A 13,042-nucleotide genomic window follows, 5' to 3' on the forward strand; every position below is an offset into this window, starting at 1 on the left:
TATAAACGTAACAGATGAAGAATCCGAAGAAAGGTCGTTTCCTGATCGTTATCGTGGTTGCGTTGGCGATCCTCGGTTGGCAATTGCTCACCACTTTCGGCGGCACAGGAGGGGTATCCGATAAGGAGAAAGCAGCATTGAAAGCAGATGGCATCAAATGTACGGCTACCCTCGCCGCCATCGAGCGCACCGGAACGATTGTCAACAACATCCACCAGTACGCATTCTCGTTTACGATTCAACCCGGTTCGGGTCAGTCATTTTCCTACCAGGAAAAGAAACTCATCGACCCCATCTACATGTCGAGTATCAAGATCGGAATGGTTATCCCCGCTTATGCATCGCACGACAAGGAAATCGTGTGGGTGGTATGGGAGGATGTAGGTGTAAACGATGCATTTTAATTGATTATGAATAAACTACTTATCATCGTTTTTGCCGTTGTCCCGGTATGGTCAACGGCCCAACAGACCGAACCGATGGTCGAAGCGTTCTTCGTGGACCTGAAAAAAGCTATCGAGCAGCAAGACACCCAGACCCTCAAACAGTTGGTATACCCGTTTAAAGATGAGGTGGAAGACATGCAGGCCGGTCTGATCGATAACATGCTCAACGGAAACCCGCAACAGCGGGGGGATGGCGCATTTTCCATGTATGCGCTCGATGCGCTGATTGCCCACCACCTTACCGAGGTGGTCCCCATATCCGATGAACTGTATGGCCAGCTATCCATCGACCGGTTCTTCGGCAAGGTGATCAGCGGATACAAACAACAGCATGTATGGGTCATGGATTTCCATGAGGTACGCCTCATCCTGCTCGAAAAACGCCGCAAATTCCAATTGCTGTTTTGGGAAAACATGAATAACCTCCTCCATTCGGCATTACAACCTAAACGTGAGTCCGGTTCCACTCCTCAATTATAAAAATTGATTTTTTCACTTATTTCCTTTGCCGTGTTTTCTAAATTCCTAAATATCGTTCCCTTGGTTTTTTCAGTATAACGGTTCTCGGGGAGATAGATACCTAGGCTAGCAATTGCTTCGTCCTTTCGGAATATCGGCATGGCTACCCCTACAATATTGGACTCATCATGATGTACGGCAAATCCCGCCTTATTAATCTCTTGAAGCTCTAGAATGAGCGCCCGCTCACTATCTATTTTATCCCACATCGTACCCGGTATCCCATAAATATGGATAAATGCATTCCGTTCCACCGGCTCCATATACGCGAGTAACAGCCGGCCAGTAGCAGTAAGGTAAGCATGTTTTTCGTCTAGTGCGTTTACCTGTAGTTCCCGCACAAAAGTTTCCTTATGAAGGGTTATTCGAGAATGATTTTTTATCACTGCCAAAATACAACTCTCCCTTAGGGTGTCACTGAGCGTTTTCATTGCATCGGCAGCATAGTCGACTATTTCCTTCTCCACAGAGAAGTTATTGGTAAGATAATACATCTGTTTGCCCAATCTGTATCCCTTCTGTTTCTCTATATAACCCCTATTGATCATTGTTTTGATGATGTTTGCACAGGTGCTATGATTAAGATTCAATGGATCTGCAATTTCACTCAATGATAATTCCTTATCCAAATTACGAGACAGTAGCTCGAGAATATCCAATGCTCTATTTAGTACTTGAATCATATGACGTACGCTAATATACAGCGAAGTTAAACATGTATTTTATATTGTAAAATTTCAAACAAAAAATTTGTCAATGTAGAACATAAATCTACCTTTGAGTTTCCAAGAGTTAATTTATAAACCGAAGCAAAGCATAAGCATCGGAAGGTCTTTTTCGCTTATGAGAGAAATATTTGTGAAGCCGGAGAACAGAAGGTGGTTTATCATAGCCATCGCCTTTCTGACGATTGTAATTAACTATATCGACAGGCAGATTGTCTCGGTATTAAAACCTATCCTGAAGGTTGAGTTTGACCTAGATGATTCTGGCTATGCCGTTATTGTCAACATTTTTACGATATGTTATGCTACTATGTATCCCGTCACGGGCTGGCTAGTGGACAAGTTCGGTTCTAAAAAGGTCATGTTCTGGGGAATTATTACGTGGTCCCTCTCTTGCATAGGCGGCGGTATCTCCCGCACGGTCGGGCAGTTTGGTTTTTTCCGAGGCGTTTTAGGGCTCGCTGAACCGACCAATTTCCCCGCTACTGTCAAGGCTACTACCATCTGGTTTCCCGGTCGGCTCCGAGCGACAGCCAACAGCCTTTGTCAGGCTGGAGGATCTATTGGAGCTATTATAGCCCCTCCGATTATTGCTTGGCTGACGCTACAGTATGGCTGGCAAAGCGCCTTTATCGTCTTAGGCGCTATCGGCATAGTGGTTGCAGGAATCTGGTACTTTATTTACAAGGAACCTCCCGCGCATATTTTAGCGGAAAGTGTCGCGTCCGATGAAAAGGAAGACCAAGGGAAATTTACCTGGCTACAACTCTGGAAAACCAGAACACTCTGGGGTATACTGCTCATTCGCTTTGTAAGTGACCCCGTATGGTACTTTTGCCTATTTTGGCTTCCGGGATATCTCCAAGAGGAGTCTGGTCTGAGCCTTGCGCAAGTAGGAATGTTCGGATGGATCCCCTTCTTGTTTGCCGATTTTGGTGCTATCGGGTCATCCGCATTTTCGGACCGTTTAGTACGCAAAGGTCATTCGCCCTTGATGGCTCGCAAACGTATGCTTAGCTTCATTGCTTGTCTTGTGCCCCTTTGCGCCCTTACACCGCTCCTACCCAGCGCCGCAGGCACTTTAATCGTGTTTAGCATCGTGGCCATGGGTTGTTTCAGCTGGCTTCTAACAATGAATGTTGTCGTAGCCGAGTCGTTTCCGGTCCATAATGTAGCCAGCGTCATCGGCATCGCTGGCGGCTGCGGTGCATTTGGGGCAGTGCTATTCAATACATTTGTCGGCTCGTTTATGGGCACGGTGGGTGCAGATAAAATATTCATTGCCATGGCATTTCTGCATCCTATCGCTTTGCTTTTATTATGGACAATGGTTCGCAAGGAGCGTGTCCCTGCTAGTTAAAAAACCGAATAGAAATCAACATATAAATGAGAAATATGGCACGAAGCATTCTTTCAACAATTCTACTGACGTTGCTGTTTACGGTGACATCCCTCGGTCAGCCTGCTTATCAAAAGCCGGCATTGGAACACGACTCCTCGTGGTCGGTGATATTGCTACCCGATATCCAGAACTATACCAAGTGGAATCGCAATCAGCCCATCCTCGATCTGATGATGGCTTGGATCGAAGACAATATCGACACCCTCAACATCAAGATGGTTTTATGTACGGGCGATTTGGTGGAGCAAAATGACCTGTTGATTCCGGCCCATAATGGCGACCAGTCCGCTGAAAGCCAGTGGGCATTTGTGGCACGTGCATTTTCCCGATTCAATGGTAAGGTGCCATACATTACCGCCTTAGGCAATCACGATTTCAGTATAGACACCACACTCAAGCGCACCAGTCGCTTCGATGAATTCATCAAGATTGATGACAATTGGCTAAATAAGCGCGCGTTGGTCCAAAATGGTACCAATGAGTCTGGGCAGCAGTCTCTGCAGAATGCAGTTTATGAAGTAAAATCTATCAACGGGGGCAAGGACTATCTTTTTATGACGGTTGAATACGCACCGCGAGACACGGTGTTGACCTGGGCCAAGAAGGTAGCGCAATTGGAGCAATACAAAAATCACCGTATTGTCTTGCTCACTCATGTTTATCTGAGTCCCGACGACAAACATTGGGACGGCCAGAACCGATGGATTATCTATCAGCCATACGTCATCAATAACAAAACCGTGAAATCTGAAAGATACCTGTTGCCGTTTTCCAATAATGGTAGGCAGATATGGGAAAAACTGGTCAAGCCCGCTGCTAACATCGAACTGGTCATGAGCGGCCATATCTCCGGTGAAGGGTACCGGGCAGACAGAAATGACGGTGGCAAGACCGTGCACCAAATGCTTTTTGACATGCAAAGTGCCGGAGGAGGGCACATACATGGTAACGGAGGCGACGGGTGGTTACGTATCCTGGAGTTTTTCCCAGACAATAAAACCGTCAAGGTGAAAACCTTTTCACCATTTTTCGGGTCGTCCCCTTCCACCAGGCATCTAGCGTGGAAAACGGACGATAGAAACGAGTATGAATTTGTTTTTGACAACAGATAGGCATAATGAGTGCTGCGCCCACTGGCTATTAAGAAAAAGGTATACAGACTAAATTTACGTATTACGATAAAAAAACAGACATGAAAAAGTATGTAGAAGAACCAAAAGAGATCGCTATTATAGATGAGGTAGATGTTCTCGTCGTAGGAGGTGGTCCATCGGGTGTTGGTGCAGCCATAGGTGCTGCAAAAACCGGTGCAAACACCCTTGTCATCGAGAATCTTGGGTCCTTCGGCGGAATGTGGACCAATGGGATGGTGATCACCCTCGCCGGATTCAACAACTGGTTGCGACCGTACGAGCGCAACGTTGACGGCGTGATGGGCGAATGGCTGGCCCGTGCGGAGAAAAGAGGTGGAGCGGCCAATAATCGCAGCTGGGTATTGCACTCCGATCCCGAAATTATGAAGACGGTAGCTGATGAGATGATGATGGACTATGGGGTGAAGTGTCTGCTGCATACGTGGGCAGCCGATGTGATCCTCGAGGGCGACAAACTCGTCGGTGTCATCATAGAGAATATTGACGGCCGGCAGGCTATCATGGCCAAGACGGTTATCGACTGCACCGGCAATGGCGTTATTTTCGAAAAAGCTGGAGCTCCATACACCTTGCCGAAGGAGATGCAGCCCATGACCATAGGCTTCTTTCTTGCAGAAGTACAGCCCAATACCTTTATCGACTACGAAGAGGACATCCTGATACCCATAGGCCCTGAGCCGGGCTATCTGGAAGGCGACGTCTTGACCGCATGGCAGTCCGCCCGTCGAGATGTCGATGTAGACCGCTTCAGATTAAAGCAAGCACGCAAAAACGGCGAATTTCCCGAATATGGTGGTCCGTGGTTTGGCGGCTTGCGGGAGAACTTCCCTTGGGTCAACAGCACACGGATTTATGGCAACGGGGCTGTCGCTGCCGAAGTGACCAGAGCCGAGATGGAAGGCAGGCGGAATGCCCACCAGATGGCGGACTTTTATCGGAAAGAGTTCAAGGGATTCGAAAAGAGCTGGCTAATGTCTAGTGCATCCACGCTCGGTATTCGTGAGACGAGACAGGTGGACGGCATATTCCGGCTGACCGGCAAGGATGTAGTTGAAGGCCGCAAGTTCGACGACAGCATAGCCATGTGTGCTTGGGCTATTGATATACATCCGCAGGCGGGCCACTCCGGACAGCACAGGCTATACGTTCCGTCACCATTCCAAATTCCCTACCGAATCATGGTGCCCCAGAAGATTGAAAACCTATTGGTTTCGGGCAGGTGTGTATCGGTAGATCGTGAAGCGATGGCCGCCCTCAGGGTGGGTGCTACTTGTGGTGCGATGGGCCATGCAGCAGGCGTCGCTGCGGCCACCGCTGTACAAACCGGCGTAACCGTGCGCGATGTAGATGTCAAAAAGGTACAGAAAACGCTGCTAAATCAGCATGCAATAATTGCACCCGTAGCAGGCTGATACCACGGTCTGCTAATGAATGAATAAGGAAACCTTTTTTATTTACAACATTGAAGTCCGATCTTTGTTATACAGGAAAAACGCATCCGTAATACCAACATTTTTAATTGCATGGCAAAGACAGATTTCAAAACTATCGACGAGTATCAAGCTACGTTCCCTAGCAGCACTAGGGAACGTTTGCAACAAATCCGGGAAATTGTTAAGGAGGCGGTTCCGGGCGTAGAAGAAGTAATCAGTTACCAGATACCGGCATTCAAGATCGGTAAATTCTTCCTGATTTATTATTCCGCCTATACGAACCATATTTCGCTTTCCAGTCCGTGGAGCGATGAATTGTTGAAGGAGTTTGGTGCCCAATTAAAATCATATAAGGTATCGAGGTCGGCCATACAGCTCCCCAATGATCAACGGTTGCCATTAGACCTCATCAAACGTATCGTGATGTTCCGGAAAAATGAGTATACACACCCGGATTAATCCCGCGGTGCGGGCGCCACTCTTTACCAAAAAATGACATCATATTCACTTCGATTGAGTAAGCTTGCCGTACGGCAATATGCCCTCGGGATTGCCCGGTGGGTTGCATACTTGCTGGATATAACTAACGAACAACAAACATGTCATACTGCACGGCCATCCCTACCTTACAACCCGAAGCCCGCAAGGTACTGCATCAACGTTATCACGATCATCATTATGGGTTCCCTATCCATGATGACAATGAGTTGTTCGGACGGCTCATTATGGAAATCAACCAAGCTGGGTTAAGCTGGGAAACCATTTTACGGAAAGAGGAAGGCTTCCGAAAGGCATACGATCAGTTTGACGTGGCCAAAGTAGCCGCTTATGGTGATGCCGATAGGAGTCGACTGCTGGCCGATGCGGGCATCATCCGCAACCGACTTAAAATCAATGCCGCCATAGAAAATGCGAAAGCGATTGTAGAGATACAACGCACTTTCGGTTCATTTGAGCGATGGCTAGACCACCACCATCCCCTGTCGCTCCAAGAATGGATGAAGTTGTTTAAAAAGACGTTTAAGTTTACAGGTGGTGAGATTGTCAATGAATTTTTAATGAGCACCGGATATCTGCCCGGTGCTCATGATCCCGACTGTCCCATCCATGCGACCATATTGATGGCCAAACCGAATTGGGCCGTGGGATGAAAACTTACCAGATAACGATTCGTTTCGCTTTCGGCAGGTATAGTTTATCGCCTTCGTTGATATCAAAGGCCTCGTAAAAGCCATCCACATTGACGAGTGGCCCAACCGCACGGTATTGCGCCGGTGAATGCGGGTCGGTCTTCACCTGGTTGACCACGAACTGCTCAGTGGTTTTAGACCGCCAAATGGTTGCCCACGAAAGGAAAAATCGCTGCTGCTGGGTAAATCCGTCGATAACGCCGGGATCACCTTTTTCCTTCAAGTATAATTGCAACGCATCATACGCTACGGAAACACCTCCCAGGTCGCCGATATTCTCGCCCAGTGTAAAGCGACCGTTTACATAAACGCCCGGTACGGGCTCGTAGGCCTCAAACTGCTCCACCAAGGCACCGGTCGCTTTCTCGAATTGGGCGCGGTCCTCATCCGTCCACCAGTTATTCAGGTTGCCATTACCGTCGTATTGCGAGCCGCTATCGTCAAATCCGTGTGAAAGTTCATGGCCAATCACTGCACCGATACCGCCGAAGTTGACGGCCGCATCGGCTTTATAGTCATAGAATGGTGGCTGCAAGATGGCTGCGGGGAATACGATTTCATTTTTCAGCGGGCTGTAATATGCATTCACCGTCTGTGGAGTCATGCCCCATTCGGTCTTGTCTACCGGCTTGCCTTGCTTGGCACGGTTCTTTTTAAACGTCCAGCGCCGTGCGTTCAGCACATTGTCGAATAACGACTCGCCTACTTCCAAGTCTGAATAATCTTTCCACTTATCCGGATAGCCGATTTTCACGGTAAACCGGGCCAGCTTGGCCAACGCTTTCTCTTTAGTCGCATCAGACATCCACGTCAGCTGCTTGATGTGCTGTTCGAACGAGCGGATCAGGTAATTAACCATCTCTTCGGCGGCATGCTTGGCTTCCGTTGGAAAATGCTGCTCTACGTACATTTTGCCAAGCACTTCGCCGGCTGTGCGGTTGACAAACTCCTGCCCCCGTTTATCCAAGGAGCGCTGCTCTTGTTGGCCACGTAATCTCCGGCCCCAAAAATCGAAGCTGAGCTCATCCAGTTCCTTGGTTAGGTTTGTGGCGGCGCCATTAGCGATGTTGAAACGGAGGAAATTCTTAATGGTTTCCAAATTTTCCGGTTTCAACACCTCATCCAGCTCCTCGTAGTATTTTATTTCGCTGATAATAACGGTATCGGCATGGAAACCCAAATCGGCGAGGTATTGGGCGATATCGATGTTTTTTACCATTCCTTTCAGATCAGCAACAGCTATCGGATTGTACCGAAGCGAGGCATTCCGGATCTCTTCTACCGTGAGCATATGGCTGGCCAGTTCCTTCTCAAACGCAACGATGGAAGGGCCTTTCAGGTCGCGTGTGCGCTGTCCTATTTTCGAAAACAACTGGTTGATGTAGTTGTTGTAATCCGCTAATGTCTTGGTATTTGACTCGTCCACTTTTTGGTAGTAGGCGCGCCCCAACCCCAGATCGGCAGAGCCGAGATACACCGTATTCATGTCGCTGTTTTTCATATGGGCAGACACATATGCGCCGAAAATCGGGTTACCGCCGATAGGTGCTGTTTCAACGAGGTACTGATAGAGATCGTCAAAATCCTGTATGTCATCTATTTGCTGGAGCAGCGGCTTAATAGGCCTAATCCCTGCCTTGTTCCGTGCATCGAAGTTGGTGTACGACCGATAAAGGTCAGCGATTTTCTGGCCATCGGTCCCTTTCGCGTGTGGCTTGGCCAGCGCTAATTTAAGTATTTCGAGCGAGGCGCCATCCGTGTTTTCGCGTAATTCGTCGAAACTCCCCCACCGGGCTTTGTCCGATGGGATGTCGACGGTCTTCATCCAGTTGCCGTTTACATAGTTATAAAAATCGTCCTGCGGCCGGACATTGTTATCCATAAATCCGAGGTTAATGGACTGGTGTGGCTGTGCAATAGCCGCGGTCGCAACCGCCGTAGCGATTGCCAAGGTTAGATAATACTTCATGTGCAAATCTTTTGATGGGACAAACTTAAAAAATATCTGCCATGACGCAGAACTTTAGCTGGGAGATAAATGAATCGTTACAAGAAAAGGAAAAAAAAACGTACATCTGAAGAAAATTGATAATTTAGACGTCTGCTATGACAGCTACTTGGAAAAGAACGTTCGGCATCATTTGGAGTGGACAATTGGTGTCCCTGCTGAGTAGCTCTGCGGTCAATTTCGCCATCATCATCTGGCTTAGCCTCGAAACCGGCTCGGCCGAAGTGCTGGCATACGCCGCCATCGCGGCTTTTCTACCGCAGACCATCATCGGCCCTTTTGCGGGTGTATATATAGACCGCTGGGACCGCAAACGCACCATGATCTTCGCCGACGGATTCATCGCGACCTGTACCGGTGTGATGTCGCTGTTGTTTTACCTGGGCTATTCCGAATTGATGTTTATTTACATCCTGTTAGCGTTGCGTTCGGTGGGGTCCGCATTTCACATGCCTGCCATGCAGGCATCGGTACCCCTGTTGGCACCGGAGTCTGAACTGCTCCGCATCGGGGGCATCAACCAAGTCATCCAATCGGTTTCAAATATTGCCGGGCCGGCGCTGGGTGCGTTGGCCATCGGGCTTATGGATATCGGCTATGTGCTGCTGCTTGACATCGGCGGAGCTATCTTTGCTATCGCCTCCCTCTTGTTGGTACATATCCCGAATCCCGAAAAAGACCACGCGGAGCAAACGACAGGCATCCGCCAAGTACTGCGCGACCTACGTCTGAGCATCGTCGCCGTGACGGCAAACCGCGGGATATCCTGGCTTTTCGGACTTTCCGTATTGGCCACATTTTGCATCATGCCAGTGGCGGTATTATTCCCGCTGCTCACCCTGCAGCACTTTGGCGGCGGGAAATTCGAAATGAGTATCATTGAGGTTGTCTGGGGTATCGGAATGCTCGTGGGGGGCGGGCTGTTGGGTGTTTTCAAACCGACATGGAGCAAAATAATCATTATCAATGCCATGCACCTCCTGTTGGGGATCAGCTTGGCCGGGTCGGGCTTGCTGCCGCCCTCCGGATTTATCCCCTTTGTCGCACTGACCATCCTCGGAGGCATTGCCGGCTCGGTCTATAATGCATCTTTTATGACCGTGTTGCAGGAGGAAATCAGACCTGCAATGTTGGGTCGCGTGTTTTCCATGTATTTCAGCATCGCATTGCTACCCTCCATGATCGGCTTGTTGAGCACTGGCTTCCTGGCCGACACGGTAGGCATCAATGTGACGTTTGTCATACTAGGAAGCGCAATCGGCCTGATTGGGATATTCTCGTTTTTCGTACCTGCGCTGATGCGGCTGGGGTTAAAAAAGAATGATCAATTTCCCGAAAAGAATTTGCTGAAGTACAACAATTGATAACCGATGGATCGTCGCCAATAATCCCAATTATGGGCACCCGGTCCGGTGATGTAGGTGTGCGGGATATTCCGGTCGAGTAACTTGCGGTGCAATTGTTCATTGACCCCATAAAAGAAATCACTTGTTCCGCAGTCAATGATCAGAGACAGCGCCTTGGGTGTGAGGCGGTGAACCAAGTTGATTACCGTGTGGCTTTCCCACCGCTCCGGATAGTCAGCATAGCTACCCAATTGCTTGGCCATATCCCAATTCAGTGGGAACGGACGGATATCAACGCCGCCAGCGGTGCTGCCGGCCGCGCCATACACATCGAGATGCCTCATGGCGAGGTAAAGCGCACCGTGTCCGCCCATACTGAGCCCGGTAATAGCACGACCTTCCCGGCTTGCCACGGTTTTATACTGGCTATCAACCCATTTCACCAATTCGCCGGCCACGAACGTCTCGTAACGGAACGAACGGTCTACCGGGCTATCCCAATACCAACTGCCATACCCACCGTCTGGACATACGATAATTAAGCCATATCGATCGGCAACTTCCTTGATTTCAGGCGCCTTATTAACCCAATCGGCATAATTGCCACTGTAGCCGTGCAACAGGTACACCACGGAAAAAGAATCGCGTTGGTTATAGCTGTCAGGTGTGACGACAACAGATTTAACCGATTTGTTCATCGCTTCGCTCCATACCGAAATGGTATCAACATCGGCGCCTCGCGCATGAACGATGTAAAGCGCGAATATGGCAAATAACAACGAATGCTTCATTTTTATGTTGAATTGGGCTGTGTATTGTTAGCTTTTGCGGTAAAAATAGGAAAATTCTCCGGTATTTTAACACCGATATACGCTAAATAATTTCGTGCAACATACGGGTGCTTCCCTGGGATTATTCATAGTCCCAGTACCCGCGCAGCCACCATGAGGCCACAGATTGAAATCGAATCGGTAATTTCCGAACGCATTACCATGGCCACCGCGTCGGTCAACGGCACACGCCGCAATACCAGCTCCTCGGTTTCTTCGGGTTGGGGCCGGCCTGGTGTCAATCCCTGTGCCAGGAAGATAAACCCTTCTTCGTCGGTGACGGAGTTGGAGGTGTGAACACGGCCAATCTGCCGCCAACGTTCGGCAATCAACCCGGTCTCTTCCTTCAACTCACGTTGGGCTGTCGTTAGTGGATCTTCCCCTATCGGACCACCGCCCTCGGGAATTTCCCACGAATATTCTTCCAGTGGGTAGCGGTATTGGCCCACGAGGTAAACGAAACCGTTGTCATCGATCGGAACGATGCCAATCGCTTTGTTCTTGAACTGTACAACGCCGTAGATACCTGGGTTACCGGCAGGTGTGATCACATCCCGGTGTTCCACATGTATCCACGGGTTCTCGTAGGTAGTTTCTTTACGTACGGTTTTCCAGTTGTTGGCTTCCATTGGGTTGGTATTGATAAAATGAAAATGACGCGTATCCGTATTTCCGTGTTTCCACCAAATGCGCATGTACCGGTATTTTGCGCGTTGTTGCGTGCTCCAAAACCAGCCATCCGCCCGGCTTCAGCAAGCCATTATCGAAGATACGGCGGGGAATATCGGGCAACTGAGGCATTTCATAAGGTGGGTCGACAAAAATAAAATCAAAATCATCCTTGCAGGAGGCGATGAATTTCAACACATCGGCACGTATGCCTTTTACGGCTGCCAAGTCCAGCTTCTTGGCCGTGGCATTGACGTATTGAATGCATTTGAAGTGGATATCTACGGCGGTAACGTGTGCAGCGCCACGCGAAGCGATTTCGAGGGTTACATTTCCCGTGCCTGCACAAAGATCCAACACGTCCGTCCCTTCAAAATCAATACGGTGCTGCAGCACGTTGAATAGCGCTTCCTTTGCCATGTCCGTTGTTGGGCGGACCGGCAAGTTAGTTGGCGGCTGGAGCCGTAGCCCGGCATGGCTCCCCCCTATGATTCGCATTGGTATAACCCGAATAGTGAAAGAAAACGGTGTTGATGCGGCAACATGTCGTCCGGTAAATGAATGCCTGTCAAGGCACCGCTGTCGGCCAGCTCCACTTTTCCACCGTAAGTTGCAGCACGGTCATAATAGCCGTCGCCCTGCGCAATATCTCCGGCCAACAGGATGGTTGGTTGCCGGTCGGCCAGTCCGAATTGAGTCACAACAGACAGTAAGTGGTAGGTGAAGTCATCTTCGTTAGCGGACTCGAAATCATGGCTATACAAAAACCTACCACTATCGAACACACCAATGGTTATCCAGGGAGCATGCCGTTCCATGATCACCCTCGGTTCACTGCCCTGCGTCGCTCGTGCGGCCACAGCACTGAGCACCGACTGCACCTGCGGATAGCATTCGACATTGGGATATCGGGCAGTAAAAGCTTCCAACCCCATGCGGTTGGTCTGATGCAACAATTTGATACCAAGTGGGGTTATATCGGCGATATGGGTTGCCCCGACACCGTCAAACGGAAGGTAACGGAGGTACGTATCGCGCTGTTGTTCGTCATATACGTCCGCAGGGATAAAGGTGTAACGGCAATCGGAAACGGACAGTTTCGCTTTGCCAAAATCAAGATCGAGCACCGCTATCACCTCAGGCTCCACATTTGCAGGGTCATAACTAGCGGCAAATTTCAATTGTCGTGCCTGATCAACAACGGCCAATCTGTTACTCGTCGCCCCCACCCCGATTAACAGGGTATAATCCGTGGCCTGTTGCCCGTCAAAGTCCGTCGTTGTATATATCATGCTGATTTATTTGCAGCGACAAACTTAC

At 49.3% G+C, this 13,042-nt stretch carries 14 protein-coding genes; 8 read left to right on the forward strand and 6 right to left on the reverse strand.

Translation table 11 applies throughout. The features are described 5' to 3' along the window. The first annotated feature begins 14 nt into the window (after positions 1-14). Positions 15-404 (forward strand): hypothetical protein, encoded by a 390-nt coding sequence (locus U9S71_RS09285; protein WP_326326969.1) that lies wholly within the window; start codon positions 15-17, stop codon positions 402-404. 6 nt (positions 405-410) lie between these two features. Further along, positions 411-926, forward strand: a complete 516-nt coding sequence (locus U9S71_RS09290) for a hypothetical protein (RefSeq protein WP_326326970.1) — start codon at positions 411-413, stop codon at positions 924-926. Here U9S71_RS09290 and U9S71_RS09295 read toward each other — a convergent pair. Beyond that, complete coding sequence (locus U9S71_RS09295; protein ID WP_326326971.1) at positions 917-1,648, reverse strand: IclR family transcriptional regulator; 732 nt, start codon at positions 1,646-1,648, stop codon at positions 917-919. The two genes, U9S71_RS09290 and U9S71_RS09295, sit on opposite strands and share 10 nt — an antisense overlap. A 94-nt stretch (positions 1,649-1,742) precedes the next feature. Between U9S71_RS09295 and U9S71_RS09300 the strand changes: the two genes are divergently transcribed. From U9S71_RS09300 to U9S71_RS09320, 5 genes are all read left to right on the forward strand, one after another. After that, positions 1,743-3,050: an MFS transporter gene (locus U9S71_RS09300; protein WP_326326973.1), complete on the forward strand. Its 1,308-nt coding sequence runs from the start codon at positions 1,743-1,745 to the stop codon at positions 3,048-3,050. Between the two features lie 35 nt (positions 3,051-3,085). Further along, positions 3,086-4,204, forward strand: a complete 1,119-nt coding sequence (locus U9S71_RS09305) for a metallophosphoesterase (RefSeq protein ID WP_326326975.1) — start codon at positions 3,086-3,088, stop codon at positions 4,202-4,204. An 80-nt stretch (positions 4,205-4,284) separates the two neighbouring features. Then, positions 4,285-5,658 carry an FAD-dependent oxidoreductase gene (locus U9S71_RS09310; protein ID WP_326326976.1) on the forward strand — a complete coding sequence of 458 codons (1,374 nt, stop codon included), beginning with the start codon at positions 4,285-4,287 and terminating at the stop codon, positions 5,656-5,658. 111 nt (positions 5,659-5,769) lie between these two features. Beyond that, complete coding sequence (locus tag U9S71_RS09315) at positions 5,770-6,138, forward strand: iron chaperone (RefSeq protein ID WP_326326977.1); 369 nt, start codon at positions 5,770-5,772, stop codon at positions 6,136-6,138. 140 nt (positions 6,139-6,278) lie between these two features. Continuing rightward, positions 6,279-6,830 (forward strand): DNA-3-methyladenine glycosylase I, encoded by a 552-nt coding sequence (locus U9S71_RS09320; protein WP_326326978.1) that lies wholly within the window; start codon positions 6,279-6,281, stop codon positions 6,828-6,830. 4 nt (positions 6,831-6,834) lie between these two features. On the opposite strand, the gene U9S71_RS09325 is transcribed toward U9S71_RS09320, so the two are convergent. Further along, a complete protein-coding gene (locus tag U9S71_RS09325; RefSeq protein ID WP_326326979.1) occupies positions 6,835-8,838 on the reverse strand; it encodes a M13 family metallopeptidase in 2,004 nt (667 codons plus the stop codon). Between the two features lie 137 nt (positions 8,839-8,975). On the opposite strand from U9S71_RS09325, the gene U9S71_RS09330 reads away from it, so the two are divergent. Beyond that, complete coding sequence (locus U9S71_RS09330; protein WP_326326981.1) at positions 8,976-10,241, forward strand: MFS transporter; 1,266 nt, start codon at positions 8,976-8,978, stop codon at positions 10,239-10,241. Here the strand turns inward: U9S71_RS09330 and U9S71_RS09335 are convergent. The 4 genes from U9S71_RS09335 to U9S71_RS09350 form a co-directional block, all read right to left on the reverse strand. Continuing rightward, positions 10,202-11,014, reverse strand: coding sequence for an alpha/beta hydrolase (locus U9S71_RS09335; protein ID WP_326326983.1), 813 nt, complete (start codon positions 11,012-11,014; stop codon positions 10,202-10,204). The two genes, U9S71_RS09330 and U9S71_RS09335, sit on opposite strands and share 40 nt — an antisense overlap. Positions 11,015-11,139: 125 nt before the next feature. Next, positions 11,140-11,682: an NUDIX hydrolase gene (locus U9S71_RS09340; RefSeq protein WP_326326984.1), complete on the reverse strand. Its 543-nt coding sequence runs from the start codon at positions 11,680-11,682 to the stop codon at positions 11,140-11,142. After that, a complete protein-coding gene (locus U9S71_RS09345) occupies positions 11,651-12,220 on the reverse strand; it encodes an RsmD family RNA methyltransferase (protein ID WP_326326985.1) in 570 nt (189 codons plus the stop codon). Before U9S71_RS09345 ends, U9S71_RS09340 begins: the two co-directional genes overlap by 32 nt. Further along, entirely contained in the window at positions 12,208-13,014 is an 807-nt protein-coding gene (locus U9S71_RS09350; RefSeq protein ID WP_326326987.1) for a DUF3822 family protein, read from the reverse strand. Before U9S71_RS09350 ends, U9S71_RS09345 begins: the two co-directional genes overlap by 13 nt. Positions 13,015-13,042 lie beyond the last annotated feature (28 nt).

It is taken from the genome of Parapedobacter flavus (genome assembly GCF_035818675.1).
Lineage (GTDB): Bacteria > Bacteroidota > Bacteroidia > Sphingobacteriales > Sphingobacteriaceae > Parapedobacter > Parapedobacter flavus.